Raw genomic sequence first — 19107 nt, forward strand, 5'->3', positions numbered from 1 at the left:
GCCTAAACCCTGACCGCTTGGCCGCTTTTGAACGAGGCCGCAGCGGCTTCCGCCAGTTCCAGCGCCCTTACGCCGTCCTCATAGCCGACGGATGCCTTTGCCTCGCCGGCGACGATAGCCGCAAAATGGTCGATTTCGGCGCGATAGGCTTCAGCATAACGATCGAGGAAGAAGTTTTGCAGCATGTCAGACTGACCGCCGTTCTCTCCCCACTGCGATATGGTCGATTCCAGCACATTGTCGGCGCGCAGCGCGCCTTTTGAGCCGTAGGCCTCGATACGTTGATCATAGCCATAGCCCGAACGGCGGGAATTGCTGATCACGCAGATCTTGCCCGAAGCCGTTTTCAAGGTCGTCTTAGCGGTATCGATATCGCCCGCTTCGCCGATGGCCGGATCGACCAGGCAGGAAGCGCTGGCATAAACCTCGACGGGGTCTTCGCCGAGCAGAAAGCGCGCCATGTCAAAATCGTGGATGGCCATGTCTTTGAACAGGCCACCGGATGTCTTGACATAGGCGATCGGTGGGGGGGCGGGGTCATGACTGATGATCAGCAGACTTTCCAGTTGGCCGATGCGGCCGGCATCCATCTGGCGTTTGAGTGCGCCGAAGTGACGATCGAAACGCCGGTTAAAGCCCAGCATGATAGGTGCGTCGCCGCCCAGGTAGGGCTTGGCGGCCCGAGCCTTGTCAAGGTCGAGGTCCAGGGGTTTTTCACACAGGACCGCCTTACCGGCAGCGATGGCGGCCTTGGCTTGATCCAGGTGTTGCGGTGTCGGAGAGGCGATGACAACGCCCTTGATCTCGGGATTGGCGATGATCGCGTCAAAATCGGAAACAGCGCAATTATTTTCCTTGGCCGCGTCAGCCGCCGCATCGCTGATCGGGTCTGAAATCGATTTGAGATCGAGCCGCGGGTGCAACGCAACATTGCGAGCATGTATTCGTCCGATGCGCCCCGCGCCTAAAACCGCAATGCCAAACATCGGTTATCTCCATGACTTTTTAATTTTATAATTTGGAACAAATATTCCAAAGTGTGTCAATATGAAAAATGTGCTAGACGAACAATATACAAGTTTGGGTTTGACCCAGAATGGATTTTGTTTAGAATTTTTAGGCCGATGGGGGATATCGCAGATGCCGCCTAATGGAAATTTGGTCACGGAAAACAATATGACAACGGCCCCCGCGTCCGCCGAAGCGCTGCGTTCGCAGATACTCGAATCCTACGATGGTCTTTCCAAACGGATGAAGCAGGTCGCCCGCTTTGTCCTTGATCAGCCCGATGACCTGGCGTTTGAGACTTTGGCCGTCGTGTCGCAGCGGTCTGGCGTGCAACCGTCCGCCGTCGTGCGGTTTGCCAAGAATCTAGGCTTTTCCGGCGCCAACCAGATGCAGCGCCTGATCCGGGAAGATCTTCTGCTCAATCACGCCAATCTCGCCTATGGTGAGCGGGTCCGGCAATTTAAGGACCGGTCAAGCGGCGCATATGCCGGTGGTATCGACATCTTGCGCGAACATGCCGAAGCGGATCGTTTGGCATTGAGCAATCTGACGGATACGTTTCAGGCCGAGGTCTTTGATCGGTTTATCGATGGCATGGATGCCGCGAGGGTCGTCTATATCGTGGCTGTGCGCCGGACCTTTCCTGTGGCGGCCTATCTGGCCTATTCGCTGCAACAGACAGGTAAAAAGACTGTTTTTATTGATGGTGTCGGCGCGTTTCAGAAGCAGGCGATTAATACCATTGACGGCGACGACTTGTTGCTGGCGATAAGCTATCAGAGTTATGCCGAGGAAACACTTGGCTGCATACAGGCGGCCAATGAACGTGGGGCGCCTGTCTTCACCATTACCGATTCCCCTCTGAGTCCGTTGGCGAAGCTCGCTAAACTGTCCTTGATCGTTCGCGAAGCGGAAGTCCGTAATTTCCGGTCTTTGGCATCTGCCATGTGCCTGGTTCAAAGCCTCGTCATTGCTTATGCTTTTCGCTTAGCTTCGGGCGGCGAAACAAATTAATTGAACGATTACAATATGTTGCGACGTTTTCTGTCGCAAGAACGGGTTTTTTGTGCCACAAAGTTGAAATGGCAATTGCAAAAATATAAAAATAGAACAATATTTCCACTCCGGCCCCAGGTCGGAGCCGTCTGACGGCATTTCCTCCAGCCGCTGGCAACACGCACTATGTCCAATACAGACGCACACAATTCGGATAAAACAACGACTTCGTCCCTGGAATCGAGCAAGATATCCAAGATGCCGGGCCTTGATCTTATTACCGTTGGGCGCTCTAGCGTCGATCTGTACGGCCAGCAAATCGGCGGCCGCCTTGAGGATATGGCGTCTTTTGCCAAATATGTCGGTGGGTCGCCGACGAATACCGCCATCGGCGCTCAGCGGTTGGGACTTCGTACGGGACTGATATCCGGTGTTGGCGATGACCATATGGGCCGTTTCATTCTGGAGACCCTGGAAGCCGAAGGTGTGGATATCTCGGCGGTTCGTCGTGACCCCCAACGCCTGACAGCGCTCGTGATTTTGGGTATTCTGGACAAGGATACGTTCCCGCTGATCTTTTATCGCGAGAACTGTGCGGATATGGCGCTGGGCCCGGAAGACATTAACCTGGACTGGCTGCGCTCTTCCAAGGCCGTTTTGATCAACGGTACGCATCTGTCGCGTGACAACGTTTATGCCATGTCATGCCTGGCGGCCGAGACCGTCAAGGCGGCCGGCGGCAAGGTCATTTTCGACATCGATTATCGCCCTGTGCTGTGGGGGCTGACGAAAAAGGATCAGGGCGAGAATCGCTTTGTCTTGGCCGGGGAGGTCACGGAAAAGCTGCGGACGGTCGCACCGTTGTGCGATCTGATTATTGGGACCGAAGAAGAAATTCGCATTCTTGGTGGCGCCGAAGACCTGACGGAGGCCCTGCGTAATGTGCGTGCGGCCAGCGCTGCGGTCATCGTGTGCAAGGCGGGCCCGGAGGGCTGCTTCATCTATTCCGGCGCGACCGAGCGCGGCCAGGCCCTTCATGTTCCAGGCTTTGCCGTCGAGGTGCTTAATGTGCTTGGCGCCGGCGATGCCTTTGCCGCAGGCTTCGTCAGCGGCTGGTTGCGCGGGGCCAATCTGGCGGCTTGTGGCCGTCGTGGCAATGCCGCCGGCGCTCTGGTCGTTTCGCGTCATGGCTGTGCGCCGGCTATGCCGACCGAAGCGGAACTCGATCTTTTCATGAATGCGGGGGCTTGGCCGGTCAGCGAAGCGTTGCGACTCATGTTGGATAATCTCAACTGGGCGCAGCGCCGGCCCAGACACTATAAAGCACTCAAGGTCCTTGCCATCGATCATCGCATCCAACTGGAGGAGCTGGCGGACGTTCAAGGCGCAGATGCGGCGCGTATTCCGCGTTTCAAGCAGTTGGCGTTGCAAGCTGTCGATAGCGTGGCGGATGGCGACGGCAGTTTCGGCATCCTACTCGATGGCCGTCTGGGTGGCGGTGCCTTGATGGAAGCGGCTGCTTACCCCTATTGGATCGGCCGGCCGATCGAACTGCCCAAGTCGCGCCCGATAGAATTTGAAGGCTCCCCTGATGTTGGCATGGAGATTGCCACCTGGCCGCTGAATCATGTGGTCAAATGCCTGGTGTCTTACCATCCGGATGACGCGGAGCCGATGCGCCGACTTCAGGAAGAGCAGTTGTTGCGTCTGCAGGACGCTTGCCGCAAGACCGATCATGAACTTTTGCTGGAAGTCATTCCACCGGCGGACATGCCGATGGATAACACCACAATAAGTCGCGTGCTTGAACGTTTTTACGCTCTGGGAATCCGTCCGGACTGGTGGAAGCTGGAGTCTCAAAAGGAGAAGGCCGGTTGGCAACATGTGCAGGCCGTGATCGACGCCCATGATCCGAACTGCCGTGGTGTTCTGATCCTGGGCCTCAATGCGCCCGAATCCGAGTTGATAAAGGCTTTTGAGGTCGCCGCCGGATTCGATTGCATTAAGGGCTTTGCTGTGGGACGTACGATCTTTCAGGACGTCGCGGCGGCCTGGCTGGCCGATATGCTTGACGATGCTGGGGCGGTGGCGGAACTGTCTCGGCGTTTCACCAATCTGGTTGAAGCCTGGACGCTTGTGCGGCGCGGAGAGGAGCGGGCGGCGTGACACTGCGGCAGACCATGGCTCAGGCGCTGGTGCGTTACCTAAGCCAGCAGTTTATCGTTATTGATGGCGAGGAAGTGCCTTACTTCGCCGGGGTCTGGGCCATATTCGGCCACGGCAATGTGGCTGGTATGGGCGAAGCGCTCCAGCCGATGGCGGATGTTTTGCCGACCTACCGGGCACACAACGAGCAGGCTATGGCCCATGCCGCGATCGCCTTCAGCAAGCAGACGGCGCGTCGTCGCGCTATGGCGTGCACAACCTCGATCGGCCCGGGCGCCACGAATATGGTCACGGCGGCGGCCCTGGCGCACGTAAATCGCCTGCCCGTGCTGTTCTTGCCGGGCGATGTCTATGCCAACCGCCGGCCCGATCCGGTCTTGCAGCAAATAGAAGCCTTTGACGATGCTACGGTTTCCGCCAACGACTGTTTCCGGCCGGTCTCACGTTATTTCGACCGCATCACGCGTCCGGAGCAAATTCTGAAAGCTTTGCCAGCCGCCATGAACGTGCTGCTCGATCCGGCGCAATGCGGACCGGTAACCCTGGCCTTGTGCCAGGATATTCAGGCGGAAAGCTTCGACTATCCCGAAGCCTTTTTCGCTCGCAAGGTTTGGCGTGTGCGTGCGCCCCAGCCTGACCCGCGCGATGTCGCCGACGCGGTGTCGGTGCTCAAGACCGCAAAATCGCCCATGCTTATCGCTGGCGGCGGGGTCAAGTATAGCGGGGCCGAAGCCGTCTTGGCCGACTTTGTCACCCGTCATGGCTTGGTCTTTGGCGAGACCCAGGCCGGCAAGGGTGCGATCCCGTGGCACTTTTCGCATAATATGGGCGGCGTCGGCGTCACCGGCACCGAAGCGGCTAACCAAGCGGTGCGTCGCGCCGATGTTGTCATCGGCGTGGGGACGCGGTTGCAGGATTTTACAACGGGCTCGGCGGCGCTGTTCAATCCACAGGCGCGATTGATTCAGATTAATGCCAATCTATGTGACGCCGCCAAGTTCGACGCCATCAGTGTCCAGGCTGACGCCGGTGCGGCCCTGACCGCGCTATCGGCGGCGCTCGGTGATTGGACAGCGCCTGCGGACTCCCTGCAAACGGCTCAGGCCTATAAGACGCAATGGAACGACACCACCGATCGCCTGTTCGCGGCATCTGACGCGTTACCAACGGACGCTCAGGTTCTTGGGGCTCTGGAACGTGCGCTGGATCCGGACACGGTCATGGTTTGCGCCGCCGGTGGCTTGCCTGGCGAACTGCATAAACTGTGGCGCGTGCGAGAGGCCGGTGCCTACCATCTGGAATACGGCTTTTCGTGCATGGGGTACGAGATCGCTGGTAGCGTCGGCGTCAAGCTGGCTGAGCCGCAGCGCCCTGTCTGTGTGGTTGTCGGCGACGGCAGCTATCTGATGATGAATTCCGAGATTGCGACGGCGGTCATGCTTGGCCTGGACCTGATCATCGTGGTGGTCGACAATCGCGGTTTTGGCTGTATCGATCGCTTGCAACGGGCGACGGGCGGGGTTGGCTTCAACAATCTTCTCAAGGATGCGCGCCACCATATCTTGCCGGCCATCGATTTCAGCGGGCACGCCCGCGCCCTCGGCGCCAAGGCCGGAAAGGCGGGCGACCTGGCGGAACTCGAAGCTGCGGTGCGTCGCGCCCAGGTCGAAGGTGGGGTCCAGGTGGTGGTGATCGATACCGACCCCGCCACGTCGACGGCTGAGGGCGGCGCCTGGTGGGATGTCGCGGTGCCTCAAACATCTGATCGGACCGAAGTCAGAAACGCGCGCGCCGCCTATGATGATAAGCTCAACGAAATCAAGAGGAAACCCCAAGCGTGACCACAGAAGCCCCCTCGATCGAATTCGGCGTCAGCCCCATTGCCTGGATCAATGACGACATGCCCGAACTGGGCGCCGATACGCCACTGGACCATGTGCTGCGCGATATTGCCGAACTCGGCTTCACGGGTGTAGAACTCGGCGGCCGCTTTCCCAAGACGCCGGCTGAGCTCAAAGCCCTGCTTGGCGGCTTCAATCTGAAACTCGTCGGTGGCTGGTACAGCGCCGAATTGCTGACGCGCACCGCCGAAGCGGAAATCGCGCTGTTGCAGGGCCATCTTGACCTGCTCAAAGCTATGGGCAGTCAGGTCTTTATCATAGCCGAGACCAGCAATGCCATCCACGGCCAGAAGTCCACGGCGCTTAAGACGCGCCCGCATCTGGCTGCGGCGGATTGGGTGCAGTACGGCCGCCGCCTGACCGACGTCGCCGACTACATTGTCGGGCAGGGTCTGAAATTTGCCTATCACCACCATCTCGGCACCGTGGTCGAAGATGAAGCCGATCTGAACGCCTTCATTGCCAATACCGGCGAGACTGTCGGTCTGACGCTTGATACCGGTCATGCGGTCCTGGGCGGTATCGATCCGTTTGCGGTTATCGCAGCGGCACCTGGGCGTATCAATCATGTGCACTGCAAGGACATCCGGCGCGATGTCTTCGCGCGCACGGCCGGCGACCACGACAGTTTCCTCAATGGGGTGTTGGAGGGCATGTTTACCGTGCCGGGCGACGGCGAAATCGACTATGGCCGTCTGATGCGCGATCTCAAACGCATCGACTATTCTGGCTGGATTATCGTCGAAGCCGAACAGGACCCCGCCAAGGCTGATCCGCGCGCCTATGCTGACATTGGCCTGAAGACGCTGAAACGTGAGGCCGCTGCGGCTGGCCTGATCGAAACGGCGGCAGCATGAGCTCGCTGCGCGTCCGCCCACAGGCAGCAAGCGGCGTGGTAATAGACATCACGCCGCAGTCCGCCGGTTGGACCTATGTCGGGTTCAAGATGCTGCGCCTGAGCGCGGACCAGGTGTATGACGCGGCGGGCGACGATCGTGAAACCTGTGTTGTGGTGTTAAGCGGCCAGGCGCGCCTTGCCGCCGGTAATGTGGATTTCGGTACTATAGGCGGGCGTTCCTCCGTTTTCGAGGACGCAGCCCCGGGTGCTGCCTACGTCGCCGTCGGCGATGCCGTGCATATCGAAGCGGTGACTGCCTCGGAAATTGCTCTGTGCACGGCACCCGGTAGCAAAGACTATGTCTCCCGCGTCATTCCAACTGGCGACATGTCGCGCGAGGTCAGAGGGCAGGGCAGCAATACGCGCCATGTCCGCAATATCCTGCCTGAGGACCGGCCAGCTCATAGCCTCCTTGTGGTCGAAGTGGTGACGCCCGGCGGCAATTGGTCGAGCTATCCGCCTCACAAGCACGATACGGCGCGCGATAGTGAGACGCGATTGGAGGAGACCTATTATCACCGCCTGAATCCGCCGCAAGGGTTCGCCTTCCAGCGCGTTTATACGGATGACCGCAGTTTGGACGAGACCGTCTGTGTCGAAGATGGCGATGTCGTCATGGTGCCGAAAGGTTACCATCCTGTCGGCGCCCCTCACGGCTACGATCTCTATTATCTCAACGTCATGGCCGGCCCTGAGCGCCGGTGGATGTTCCACAACGATCCGCAGCACGAATGGATGCTGCGTAAAGGCTAGACGCATGCATACCATCACCCACCATATCGCCGGCGCTGCTGTCGAGGCGACGTCCAACCGTTATTCGGACGTCTACGACCCTAATACCGGGCGTGTTCAGGCACGTGTCGCGTTGGCTTCCGAGGCCGAGGTTGAACATGCCATCGCCGTCGCCAAAGCCGCCCAACCCGTCTGGGCGGCGATGAACCCGCAGCGCCGGGCGCGCGTTCTGTTCGAATTCAAACGCATTCTGGACGACCGCATGGATGAATTGGCGCGGTTGTTGTCCAGCGAGCATGGCAAGGTGCTAGCCGACTCCCGCGGCGACATCTTGCGCGGACTGGAAGTCATCGAATTCGCCTGCGGAATCCCGCACCTGCTGAAAGGGGAATATTCCGCCGCGGCCGGGACAGGCATCGACGTCTATTCCATGCGTCAGCCGCTGGGCATTGTGGCCGGCATCACCCCGTTCAACTTCCCGGCCATGATTCCGTTGTGGATGATGGGGCCGGCCATTGCCTCTGGTAATGCCTTTATTCTCAAGCCTTCGGAACGTGCGCCGTCGGTACCGGTCAAATTGGCGCAATGGTTCGAGGAAGCCGGCTTGCCGGCGGGCGTGCTCAATGTGGTGCATGGCGACAAATTGGCGGTCGATGCCCTTATCGACCACCCGGATGTTAAGGCCATCAGCTTCGTTGGCTCCTCCGACATCGCCCAAAGCGTCTACGCCCGCGCCTCAGCCAAGGGAAAACGGGTCCAGGCCATGGGCGGCGCCAAAAACCATGGCATTGTTCTGCCGGATGCCGATCTCGACCAGACGGTTCTGGACATTATCGGCGCGGCCTATGGCTCCGCCGGCGAGCGCTGCATGGCGCTGCCGGTCGTCGTGCCGGTCGGCGCCAAGACGGCGGAGGCTCTGCGTGAGCGTCTCATCACGGCGATTGATGGTCTGCGTGTCGGCGTCAGCACAGACACGGAGGCCCAGTATGGACCTGTCGTTTCCGCTGCGCACAAGGCGCGCATAAACTCATACATCGCCATGGGCGTGGAAGAGGGGGCCGAATTGGTGGTCGACGGTCGCGGGTTCACGCTGCAAGGTCATGAAGATGGCTTCTTCGTCGGCCCGACCCTGTTCGATCACGTCCGGCCGGAGATGAAAAGCTATCAGGACGAGATTTTTGGCCCGGTGCTGCAAATGGTTCGCGCTGAAACCCTGGACGAGGCCATGGCCTATCCGTCGCAGCACGCTTACGGCAACGGCGTAGCGATTTTTACCCGTAACGGTCAGGCCGCCCGTGCCTTTGCCCATTCGGTCGAGGTGGGCATGGTGGGCATTAATGTGCCGATCCCGGTACCGGTCGCGTACCACAGCTTCGGCGGGTGGAAACGGTCCGGTTTTGGTGACCTTAACCAGTATGGCATGGACGGGGTACGCTTCTACACCAAAACCAAGACGGTCACCCAGCGTTGGCCGACAGAAGGGGAATTGTTCGATCAGAGTTTGGTAATTCCCAGACTGTAGAGCGCAATGGCTACGAAGGGCAGGGGCTCTAAAAGAACCAGAGGGAGAGGGTAATGAATCGGCGGGAGCTTTTGCAAGGTGTCGGCGGGTTGGCGCTGACCGCCACAGCGCCGGTTTCTTACGCTCAGACGCCGTCTGATGTGGCGGCCTCAGCCCGAGAAGACCTGCTGCTTGATCAGGGCTGGCGTTTTTACGATGGCGATATTCCCTTTCCGGAAATTCTCAGCCAGGATAACTCCTACGATAATGCAAAGGCCGGAAAAGCCTGGGGGGCAGCCGCTGCCAGCTTCGACGATAGCGAATGGCCGATTGTCACACTGCCGCACGATTTCGTCAGCTTTCGCCCCTTGGACAAGGACGCCAACCGTGCCGAAGGGTATCGCCGCCGTGGCATTGTCTGGTATCGCAATGTGCTGCGTTTCGATAAATCTGACGATGGCAAGCATATCGAATTGCAAATCGAGGGTGCGGCGACCAACGCCACCATATGGTTCAATGGCAATCTCATAGGCCATAACTGGAGCGGTTATAATGAAATCTATGCCGATCTGACGCCGTTTGTCACCTATGGCGCCGAAGTCAATACCCTGGCCATTAGTATCGATGCGACGGCGATGGAAGGTTGGTGGTATGAGGGGGGTGGCCTCTATCGTCCGGTACGTGTCGTTAAACGTCACGCAGCGCATATAGTTACCGACGGAGTTTTCGCCCATCCGGTCAAGGTGGACAGCGGCTGGAGCCTCCCGGTCGAAGTCACTATGGCCAATGCTGAAAAGGGCGAGAAGGCTGTCACTGCCGAAGTGACTCTGAGGGACAGCCGTGGGGGGAGGGTTATTTCGCGCCGCGCCGCCGTGACCCTAAGGCCATTCGACCGGGCTATAGCGCGCCTCGAACTGCCGGTCATTGATCCGCAACTATGGAGTCCGGATGAACCCTACCTTTATTTCGTTGAGACGCGGTTGCTGGAGGGGGAAACCTGTCTCGATGCCGTGACGACGACCTGCGGGTTTCGCTCACAGCGCTTCGATGCGCAGAATGGCTTTTTCCTCAACGACACGCCACTGAAGATCAAGGGCGTATGTCTGCATCAGGACCATGCCGGTGTGGGGACGGCGATCGCTGACTCCCTGTGGGATTTCCGCATCCGGCGTCTTAAGGCGCTGGGTTGCAACGCCATTCGCGCGACCCATAATGCACAGACGCGCGTCGTGCTCGATCTCTGCGACCGTTACGGCCTGATGGTCATGAACGAAAATCGCCGCTTCAATCCAGCCCCGGAGTATATGGAGCAACTCCGCTGGATGGTCAGGCGGGATCGGAATCATCCGTCCGTCATCCTGTGGTCGGTGTTCAACGAAGAACCGATGCAGAGCTCCGAGGCTGGCTTCAAGATGGTCGAGCGCATGGTTCACGAGGTCAAGACGCTTGACACCTCGCGTCCGGTGACCGCGGCGATGAACGGGGGCTTTTTTGCCGATATCAATGTGGCACAGGCCGTGGATGTCGTCGGATTCAATTACAATCAGGACAGCTATGATGCGTTTCACGCCCGGCATCCCGACTATCCGCTTACCTCGTCGGAGGATACCAGCGCCTATAGCATTCGCGGCGTTTTCGAACATGACGAGGCCCGGCATTTGACATCAGGCTATGACGATCCGCCCAAAGGCTGGGCGACACATCGCGGATCGTGGAAGATGATCGCTGAACGCGACTTCATCGCCGGGGGTTTCGTATGGACCGCCTTTGACTACCATGGCGAACCGTCGCCGTGGGGATGGCCGACCAATTCGTCGATGTACGGCATCATGGATCTGTGCGGCTTCGACAAGGCGGCAGCCTCGATTCATCAGGCGCAGTGGGTGCCGGCGGCCGTCAGGCCGATCCTGCGCATTGAGCCGCATTGGAACTGGCCCGACAAGGTGGGCCAGACGATAAAGGTCATGGTGTGCACCAATCTCGACGAGGTTGAGCTACGCCTTAACGGTCAATCCTTGGGTCGACAAAAGGCCGATCCCTATGAGATGAACGAATGGCGCGTCGTCTATAGCCCAGGCCGGCTTGAGGCCGTCGGGTATCGCGCCGGCCAGGTGATTGCCCGTACCCAGGTGGAGACAACGGGGCCAGCGGTAAGCCTGCGGATCGAACCCGATCGCGATACGGTGTTCGGTGACGGACTGGATGTGGTGCCGATGCGTATCGAAGCGATCGATGCGCACGGGCGGGTCGTGCCGCTGGCGCAAGACAGGCTCACTTTCCAGATCAGGGGCGGCGACATTATCGGCTTGGGCAACGGCGATCCGAACAGTTTTGAGCCGGAAAAAGGGACGACGCGCTCGCTGTTCAACGGCCTGGCCCAGGTCATTGTTCAGGTCGGCGCTCAGTCAAAGCAACTGACTCTGACCGCGACAGCCCCCGGATTGAAATTCGTCACGCTGACCCTCAAGGTTCTGCCCAAAGTGCCACCCGCCCGTCAGGCGGGGCTGCCTTCGATCCAGGTTCTCGACTATTGGTATTGCGCGCCGGAGGCCAACAGCTATGAGGCCGCGAAAGCCAACATGGCGACCGACATGACGCACTGGGACGATTTCGGTCCGCGATGGCTGCACGATCCGCAACCCAAGGACGGCTATACCCTGATTTCGCACCGCTACGTTCCCCACGCCAAGGTTCAGGTCGAAGGCGGCGCTATCGACTTTCCCAGTATCACCGGTGCGGTCGATGTCTTCGACGGGGACACCTTGGTCGGCCGTAAGACGGATAGCGCAGAGGGCGCGCTTACCGTGCCGATAGCGCCTGGCAAGGGCGAGCGCCGCGTCAACCTACTGTTTCGGACCGAGGCCGGTAAGCCCTTTGCCTTCAAGCAGAACGTATTTGTACGCCAGAAAGGCCCGAAATGACGAAGCTATTGATATGACTGGCCGGCAACGCCCAAGTGTCGCGTGAAGGCCAAACTTCAGGCGGCGTAAAAAAGGGCGGTCGCGTCACGACTAATCTCGACCTGTCGGCGACATGGACGGGCAACGACGGTTTGGACGGCTTTGCCTATGTGCTAGCCGATGCCGGTGGCTGCTTTTCTCAGCGTTAAAGTGGTGACGTGCAAACAGTGTCAAATATTGACGCGCCTCACGGGGTTCGTCTCTTTGAAGCATGGGTGTGCAAGACGGCGAATAGCGGTCGCTGGTCGATGACAGGTGGGCTGATCAATCTAAATGGCATGTTCGACGTACAGGAGGCGGGGGTGCTGTTTCTGAATTCGTCGCACGGCATCGGGCCAGACTATTCGCGAAGCGGGCCCTCAATCTTTGCTTTCTCGGCTCTCGGGGTGGTTGGCGAATGGCGGGCCCACGAAACCTTAAGGCTGCGAGTAGGGGGGTTCGACGGGGGCGCCGGCGACCCCTTGCACCATAGCAGCTTCATTGCCGTGAAGCTAAACGACGGTGACGTCACACACGTCGTCGCTGAGGTCGAACAGGATTTTAAACGCGGCTACCTCAAATTGGGGGGGACCTATACGGCCAAGTCCGAGCGCCTTTATGGCAATGGTATGGCGGGTAACAACAGCGCAGGTGAAATACGATTTCTATCGCCCTGAACCGGAAAGCGATCGGGGCGTGTCTGGCTGGATTCGTGCTGGCAAGGCCAATCACGATATTCAGTCCATTGAGTCCTATCTGGGTGGCGGGTTGGTGTGGACGGGACCGTCCGCTAGCCGTGCCTCCGATGCGGTAGGTTTTGCCGTCGCCCACGCCGATTTTGGCCGTCCCTATGTTATGGCGGCTGGGATGGATTTAAAGCCCGAGATCACCTTGGAACTTACCTATCGCTATGCGATCAGCGATGGATTGGCCGTGCAGCCAGACGTGCAATATATACGTCATCCGTCAGGTGATCCTCAAGTCGATGACGCCTTGGTGGTGGGAGCGCGTCTCAAGGTCGGGCTTGCGGCTTTCAAATAGGTGTCCACCGATGGGTTTTACACGACAATTCGGCCCTTATGCGGCTTGCAACTGCTGCACGAAGCTCTTGACCTCATTTTGTAGTTCACCAGCCTGATCAGTCAGGTTGCTTGAAAGCGACATAAGCTGGGCCGATGCGGCACCGGTCATTTCCGCCGCGTGTCCGACACCGGCAATGTTCTCAGTGACCTGTGTCGTACTGTCTGCTGCACGCGATGTGTTGCCAGCGATTTCGTTGGTTGCCGCACCTTGTTGCTCAACAGCCGAGGAGATATTTGTTGAGATATTGCGCATATTGTCGATGGTCGAAACAATTTTTTCAATTGAACTGACCGTGCGTTGGGTAGCATTTTGAATCTCTGTCACCTTGTTGTTGATGTCCCGAGTAGCCTTTGCGGTTTGAGTTGCCAGTTGCTTGACCTCAGAGGCCACAACGGCGAAGCCCTTCCCGGCGTCGCCCGCACGCGCCGCCTCGATCGTGGCATTAAGCGCCAGCAGATTAGTCTGCGAAGCGATATTGGTGATAAGGCCGACGACTTCGCCAATCGAATTTGCTGCTTCGGACAACGAACGAATATCGGTCTCGGTACGGGCCGCTTCTTCGGAAGCCTCTGTGCTAACATGGGTGGCCGTGGTCACCTGCGAATTGATTTCCTGTATGGATGCCGTCAGTTCTTCGGTGGCGGCGGCGGCGGTTTGGACATTGTTGGCGGCCTCGTCGGCCGCGCCGGCAACAACCTGCGCCTGACGTGACGTTTCTTCAGCTGTGGCTGCAAGGCTTTGGGCAGAGTCGGAGAGTTCACCCGATGCCTCGACGAAAGATGAGGCAAAAACAGCAATGCGCTCCTGAAAGACTTTGAACAATTCAAGTTGGCGCGCATTTCTGGCCGCTTTGGCGCGTTCGTCGGCGATCGTGCTTTCACGAAGACGCTCAGTTTCGGCCAGATTGTCTTTGAATATACGCATAGCACGGGCAATGTCACCGACTTCGTCGGAGCGTTCACCATGCGGGATTGCACTGACCTGTTCGCCCGTGGCTAGTTTATTGATAAGGGCGGCTAGGGCCTGCAACGGCTTAGTGACACCACGCACAATAAGCTGGTTTATAGCAATGCCAATTCCGGAAACGATCAGCGCCATCACTAGCCCGACAGTCATTGAGCTTTTGCGGGTATCATCATAGGTGATGTCAGATTTTTTTGCGCTGGCATCATAGGCCACTCTCAGGCGGTCAAGCGGGGCGGTCATGCGGCTACGCGCGTCATCAAGCTGACCATCTAATGCTCGAATCTCTGGTGTCATTTCCGTTGATGCGTCCAGCGCAGGCAGCATTTTTTGTTCAAACAGTTCGACAAAGCTCAAATAATTGGCCTCTGCGTCGGCAAATGTTTTGCGTTCTTCCGCAGTCGCGAGCTTAGCTTTTACCGAGGAAAACAAGCTTTGGGTCTCTGCCTTCGCCGTTTGCCAGTCGGTGCGCGTCTGTTCCAGTTCGTGATTGATTTCACCATCAGCGATGACCTGGTACATGGCCGCCCCTCTGCCAGCCAGGCTTTGCATATCCATAGCCTTGCGCACTTCGCTGGCCCCTGCGTCCTGAATGGTTCCAAGCCGCTCCGAAATGAACCAGGCGCCGCCCACTACGAAAGCAATGGCAAAAACAAAAGCTAACGACGCAATTGCGAATTTACGTGCAAGTGAAAAAGCCATGAAAGCTCCTTGGATCATACTACGGCCCGACTAACCAATTAACCAGTTACCTGATGTCAAAAACGAGTGATTTGCTTAATCGAGCGTAAATTTACTACAAGTTCAGGGGCACGCCGTACACGTTTTCTCAGCACATAATAGCCGACTTGACTTATTTTTTTGTACGGAAGGGCGTATGGCTCCCGAAATCGGGCCAGAGCGATCTGAAACCACAAGGGCGCTAATTTGAGAGCCTGTTGTAATGACCTCGAGGGGTATTTGACTGAGGAGATCACAATGGAACTGCATGTGGGATTGGATGTTTCACTTGACGAGACGAGCGCATGCGTGGTCGTTTCCGAACGGCCGTAAGGTGCTGGAAACGAGTGTGGCGAGCGATCCAGAGACGCTGTGCATGGCCTTGAAAGCCTATATGGCTAAGATTGTACGGGTGAATATTGAGGCATCTGCGCCGGGTATCTGGCTGGCGCGTGAGCTGAAAGTCGGAGGTCTGCCGTTGACGGTCGTTGAGGCCCATCGTTCATTCTGATCGCGGCGCCCACTATCGCTGGCCGGGTTGGCTCACCAGGATAGGCGCCGCAAAGCTCGTTCGCTCAATGTCCCGCAAGGGCTGCTCACAAGATAACGCCGCATGCAAAGGCTTCTTTGGTCGACTGAAAGCCGAGCTCTTTTACGCTCGCGACTTCCTGATCATGCCCGTGGCTTTGTACTTCGCCACGAGATCGCGCACTCCGATCAAGTATTTTACGATTCATCGCTTGATGAAAAAATCTACTATGGCTTGGTTTCTTTGGACGTCCTAGTCTTCGCAGCCTCCAATGTCATTGGCTATTTTTATGCCAAGCACGTTAGCGGCAAAACGCATAAGTGAATGCGGCGCGCACCGGCTAGACCGCCGCAAAGGGCTGAGTCGACAATTAATTATATAGTGGGTTCGTTCCGGCAAAGGTACGTATCGCGACATAGAGTTTCCGATAAGATATTGCAGGATATAAGGAAATTTGGATTGTCTCCCGCCCACGATCAAGGCGATTTAAGCCATTCATTTTTAGGGGGAGAATACCGTGGTTATCATGAGCTTCGCTTCCAACAAATCGCAACCTGATCAGCCAGATCATGAGCTATAGGTTCAAGGGCGTCGGGCACCTTAGCTAAACGGGGACATCACTGCCACGGATGAGTAGCCCTCAACCGCGTGAGCGGATTACCATGCTTGTCTAGAACCGGATTGTAGGGGGCGTGAATACAGACTTCCTTTTCACTCTTGCCGATGCGCAGATACTCAGCCGTATCGAACCTGCCTTGGTTCAATCCCCGCCAGAACTGAAGTTACCTCAAGCATTGCGGGTGTGGCCAACGCAGCTGAGCAAACTGGCGCTGCCGTAGTTCAAGTCCTCAGTTCTTCCAGTAAACTTACGGAACAGGCAGAACGACTTCATCATGAAATGGACAAATTTCTGACTACGGTAAGAGCCGCGTGATGAAACATACAGATGAAAGAGGAGAGGGGGCGATTGTCGCTCCCTAAGCCGGCCGTGTTCCCGCTCGATCAACCTGCGCCAGAGAGATTGGTGGAAAATCTCACCGCTGAACAACTAGATCAAAGCCGTCTTGCCAACATAGCCTCGATGATGTCTCTTTTAAGTGAACCGTACCGTACGGAGTCTTTTGCTAAAGCACTTGATCATCCTGGGTCACTACAACTGATCAACGAAATTGGGAAGACTAGAATAGCAGCAGGTGCATTGTACAATAACAGCAGGTGCACTGTATATGAGTTTGGGTGATACCTTCAAATGGGTCTGACGAGGCCATACACAGACGGCGGGATTGTCGCATTTTTTTCGTCTTTTATTACGAGACGACGGCCGACCCTGAGAGAACCAAAAATAGACCAGATGCAGGCGGTCCGTTTGTACGCCAGTGGCGATTTGGCCTTCATGCCGGTCTCACTCGAACTGGGTGATCGTTCAGGCGATCGTGGAGGCGGTCACGCGGAAACCGTATCGGAACGTGGCCAACGACCTTCTGTGGTCGCCGTTCGGTTTGGACCATTGCGGCATTTTTTCGGGTCTTAATCCGCCCGACGCCCTTGCGGCGACCAATTACAAATCCGCGGACCGATCCGAGCCCCCCTTCGTCTATGGCGTGCCCGCATTCATGGGCATGATTGGCGGCTTCTATATGGACGCGGCGGGCATGTTTCGTGTGATAGATATCGTTCGTAAGGACCGGCTCCTATCCTCTAAAGGTCGTGAGACATTGCTCCGCCCGCGTTTCCACGGTCCGGGCGGAGAAGAAGGCTACGCCCTGGGAGGACGTACGCGTGCGGTTCTGATCGCCGGCGGCCAAAAGACCTACATGGCAGAATCGGGAAACAATCTCGGCTTCCGCGCCTTGGCGTATGGATTGACGGACAGTCCCGAGACAGTCGTCATGCTCAATAATGTCAGTATCGACCGCGACGACATGGAACCCACCGCCTTTCGTCTGCTTGAGGCAATGGTTCGTGGTCGCATGCCGGTGAGAGTCGTCGTCAAGCAAGCTAGGGGTACGGGCGATCTCTAAATGTCTGCCGTGGCGGCCAAAATGCCAGCCATATTGAATCAGGTTATTTGGGTGGCTGAGGGAAAAGCGAGAAGTCCGGCAACTGACCAAGGGTTTTCAGATCGGCCTCACTGCCGATCCGATGAATCGTGCCGTTTGACCCATCGAATACCGGCCAAGCCGGCAAACCCGTCGCATTGGGGTTGCCCGTCTTCGCAAAGTTCGCCCAAGTCTCCCCCAACTTTGAGGCGAGCCGCCGGTCTTCGGCAGTCCAGGGACGCGCTTCCCAATCGAGATGGTCGAACACATATTGGATTTCAGCGCCATGGCCTACGCCGCAACCGTAGCCGCAATTCGGTAACTCTGCTGGCAGGTGCGCAAAAAAATAGACGTAGGATTTTGATTGGCCGTGCTTCGCTTGGAGTCCAGCCCAGTACCACATCCTCCAGCCCCACCAGTCATTGGTGAGTTGATTGAGAGACGCTTTGGCTTGGTCGTCCGTTTTACCGGGGTAGGCTTTCAAAAGGGTTTCTGAAGGACTATAGCCGAGAAGCTTCGTGACAAGTTCGTTGTGTTTTGCCGCGGTGAAGTCGCGCGTGTCCAGGATTTCCGGCGCCAGATCCTTGCCCTCCTGGGCGTTCCATCCGACGAGTAGGGGGACGTCGGATTGGCGGTGGCGGAGGTAGGTCGTGGTCAGGTCCTCGCGTAGAACGTAACCGTCTACGACCGTCCGGGGAGACCACGCAACCTTCTTCAGATCCTCGCCACTCGTCGCCCGCAAATCAGCCAGATGCGCCGCCCCCACCGCATGGGCAAAGGCTTCGCCTTTGTGCTCCGCGGTATTGCGATCAAACTGAGCATTCTCGCTTGGATCGATCGGCAAGGCGTCGTTGCCGCTTTCGGCAATCGCACGCTGGAACAGACCCCTTGCCTGAGGTGAAGCCATGAGGATGGCCACCGACTCACCTCCGGCGGACTCTCCCATGATGGTGACTCGCTTCGGATCGCCGCCGAAGGCCGTGATATTTTCCTTCACCCACTTCAGCGCCGCGATCTGGTCCTCGATCCCTTGATTGCCGGACGTCTTGGTCGGTGACTCTGCGCTCAATTCAGGATGAGAAAAGAAGCCGAAAATGCCCAGGCGGTAATTCATCGACACGACGATCACGCCATGCTGCGCTAGGCGGGCACCATCAAATAACGATTGCCCCGCCGTGCCTCCGTAGTAACCACCGCCATGGATCCATACGATTACCGGGAAATGTGTTGCGCCCTCAGGAGCCCACACATTTAGGTAGAGGCAGTCTTCGCTCTTGGCATTGGGCAACCAGTCAGCGTTCGGAGCACATGCTGGTGAGAAGCTTTGAGTAGGCTTGATACCCGTCCATGGGATAACCGGTTGGGGGGGGCGCCATCGCAGACGGCCCACCGGCGGAGCCGCAAAAGGTACGCCGAGATAGACTTCGAGGCCGTCTGAGACTATTCCCGCGATCTGCCCCCCAGACACTTTGACGGGTGCGGTAGAGGTTTCAGCTAGGCTCGGCTGTGCGGCCAGCCACGTGAGGCCGGCCAAGGCGCAGATCAAATTCCGAGATCGTAACATTCTCATTCCCCTTACTTGCTTACGTCAGACGACCGTTCCGACATATCCAATGAGGTGCCCACTGACCA

At 57.7% G+C, this 19107-nt stretch carries 15 protein-coding genes and 1 pseudogene; 13 read left to right on the plus strand and 3 right to left on the minus strand.

Going from position 1 to position 19107, the window contains the following annotated elements; genetic code table 11:
- Positions 1-2: 2 nt before the first annotated feature.
- Positions 3-986 (minus strand): inositol 2-dehydrogenase, encoded by a 984-nt coding sequence (iolG, locus tag RCJ00_RS10150; RefSeq protein WP_316221751.1) that lies wholly within the window; start codon positions 984-986, stop codon positions 3-5.
- Between the two features lie 190 nt (positions 987-1176).
- Here iolG and RCJ00_RS10155 point away from each other — a divergent pair, with 190 nt between their 5' ends.
- The 10 genes from RCJ00_RS10155 (at position 1177) to RCJ00_RS10200 (ending at position 13182) form a co-directional block, all read left to right on the plus strand.
- Positions 1177-2022 (plus strand): MurR/RpiR family transcriptional regulator, encoded by an 846-nt coding sequence (locus tag RCJ00_RS10155; protein ID WP_316221752.1) that lies wholly within the window; start codon positions 1177-1179, stop codon positions 2020-2022.
- Positions 2023-2190: 168 nt separating this feature from the next.
- Positions 2191-4170, plus strand: a complete 1980-nt coding sequence (locus tag RCJ00_RS10160) for a bifunctional 5-dehydro-2-deoxygluconokinase/5-dehydro-2-deoxyphosphogluconate aldolase (RefSeq protein ID WP_316221753.1) — start codon at positions 2191-2193, stop codon at positions 4168-4170.
- A 14-nt stretch (positions 4171-4184) separates the two neighbouring features.
- Complete coding sequence (gene iolD / locus RCJ00_RS10165) at positions 4185-6011, plus strand: 3D-(3,5/4)-trihydroxycyclohexane-1,2-dione acylhydrolase (decyclizing) (RefSeq protein ID WP_316221897.1); 1827 nt, start codon at positions 4185-4187, stop codon at positions 6009-6011.
- Positions 6008-6928 (plus strand): myo-inosose-2 dehydratase, encoded by a 921-nt coding sequence (gene iolE / locus RCJ00_RS10170; RefSeq protein WP_316221755.1) that lies wholly within the window; start codon positions 6008-6010, stop codon positions 6926-6928. The genes iolD and iolE overlap by 4 nt, the downstream gene beginning before the upstream one ends.
- On the plus strand, positions 6925-7722 hold the full coding sequence (gene iolB, locus RCJ00_RS10175; RefSeq protein WP_316221756.1) for a 5-deoxy-glucuronate isomerase: 798 nt from the start codon (positions 6925-6927) through the stop codon (positions 7720-7722). Before iolE ends, iolB begins: the two co-directional genes overlap by 4 nt.
- Positions 7723-7726: 4 nt before the next feature.
- Positions 7727-9223, plus strand: coding sequence for a CoA-acylating methylmalonate-semialdehyde dehydrogenase (locus RCJ00_RS10180; protein WP_316221757.1), 1497 nt, complete (start codon positions 7727-7729; stop codon positions 9221-9223).
- Positions 9224-9276: 53 nt separating this feature from the next.
- Entirely contained in the window at positions 9277-12123 is a 2847-nt protein-coding gene (gene galA, locus RCJ00_RS10185; RefSeq protein WP_316221758.1) for a beta-galactosidase GalA, read from the plus strand.
- A gap of 35 nt (positions 12124-12158) precedes the next feature.
- Positions 12159-12311: a hypothetical protein gene (locus RCJ00_RS10190; protein WP_316221760.1), complete on the plus strand. Its 153-nt coding sequence runs from the start codon at positions 12159-12161 to the stop codon at positions 12309-12311.
- A gap of 9 nt (positions 12312-12320) precedes the next feature.
- Positions 12321-12818: a carbohydrate porin gene (locus RCJ00_RS10195; RefSeq protein WP_316221761.1), complete on the plus strand. Its 498-nt coding sequence runs from the start codon at positions 12321-12323 to the stop codon at positions 12816-12818.
- Positions 12793-13182 carry a carbohydrate porin gene (locus RCJ00_RS10200; RefSeq protein ID WP_316221762.1) on the plus strand — a complete coding sequence of 130 codons (390 nt, stop codon included), beginning with the start codon at positions 12793-12795 and terminating at the stop codon, positions 13180-13182. The genes RCJ00_RS10195 and RCJ00_RS10200 overlap by 26 nt, the downstream gene beginning before the upstream one ends.
- Positions 13183-13218: 36 nt before the next feature.
- Here RCJ00_RS10200 and RCJ00_RS10205 read toward each other — a convergent pair whose 3' ends face one another.
- Positions 13219-14889 (minus strand): methyl-accepting chemotaxis protein, encoded by a 1671-nt coding sequence (locus RCJ00_RS10205; RefSeq protein WP_316221763.1) that lies wholly within the window; start codon positions 14887-14889, stop codon positions 13219-13221.
- 307 nt (positions 14890-15196) lie between these two features.
- On the opposite strand from RCJ00_RS10205, the gene RCJ00_RS10210 reads away from it, so the two are divergent.
- The 3 genes and pseudogenes from RCJ00_RS10210 (at position 15197) to RCJ00_RS10220 (ending at position 17457) form a co-directional block, all read left to right on the plus strand.
- A complete protein-coding gene (locus RCJ00_RS10210) occupies positions 15197-15418 on the plus strand; it encodes a hypothetical protein (RefSeq protein ID WP_316221764.1) in 222 nt (73 codons plus the stop codon).
- A pseudogene (locus RCJ00_RS10215) lies at positions 15402-15593 on the plus strand (IS3 family transposase); the annotation flags it as partial. The gene RCJ00_RS10210 and the pseudogene RCJ00_RS10215, both read left to right, overlap by 17 nt.
- Before the next feature lie 1258 nt (positions 15594-16851).
- The gene (locus RCJ00_RS10220) at positions 16852-17457 is read left to right on the plus strand and encodes a serine hydrolase (RefSeq protein ID WP_316221898.1); all 606 of its coding nucleotides are present in this window, start codon (positions 16852-16854) and stop codon (positions 17455-17457) included.
- 43 nt (positions 17458-17500) lie between these two features.
- Here the strand turns inward: RCJ00_RS10220 and RCJ00_RS10225 are convergent, their stop codons facing one another.
- The gene (locus tag RCJ00_RS10225) at positions 17501-19045 is read right to left on the minus strand and encodes a carboxylesterase/lipase family protein (protein WP_411267532.1); all 1545 of its coding nucleotides are present in this window, start codon (positions 19043-19045) and stop codon (positions 17501-17503) included.
- Positions 19046-19107 lie beyond the last annotated feature (62 nt).

This window comes from Asticcacaulis aquihabitans, from assembly GCF_032490435.1.
Lineage (GTDB): Bacteria > Pseudomonadota > Alphaproteobacteria > Caulobacterales > Caulobacteraceae > Asticcacaulis.

Coding starts and splice junctions, on each gene's coding strand:
- iolG (WP_316221751.1), bottom strand. CDS start 986: ATGTTTGGCATTGCGGTTTTAGGCGCGGGGCGCATCGGACGAATACAT.
- RCJ00_RS10155 (WP_316221752.1), top strand. CDS start 1,177: ATGACAACGGCCCCCGCGTCCGCCGAAGCGCTGCGTTCGCAGATACTC.
- RCJ00_RS10160 (WP_316221753.1), top strand. CDS start 2,191: ATGTCCAATACAGACGCACACAATTCGGATAAAACAACGACTTCGTCC.
- iolD (WP_316221897.1), top strand. CDS start 4,185: ATGGCTCAGGCGCTGGTGCGTTACCTAAGCCAGCAGTTTATCGTTATT.
- iolB (WP_316221756.1), top strand. CDS start 6,925: ATGAGCTCGCTGCGCGTCCGCCCACAGGCAGCAAGCGGCGTGGTAATA.
- RCJ00_RS10180 (WP_316221757.1), top strand. CDS start 7,727: ATGCATACCATCACCCACCATATCGCCGGCGCTGCTGTCGAGGCGACG.
- galA (WP_316221758.1), top strand. CDS start 9,277: ATGAATCGGCGGGAGCTTTTGCAAGGTGTCGGCGGGTTGGCGCTGACC.
- RCJ00_RS10205 (WP_316221763.1), bottom strand. CDS start 14,889: ATGGCTTTTTCACTTGCACGTAAATTCGCAATTGCGTCGTTAGCTTTT.
- RCJ00_RS10225 (WP_411267532.1), bottom strand. CDS start 19,045: ATGAGAATGTTACGATCTCGGAATTTGATCTGCGCCTTGGCCGGCCTC.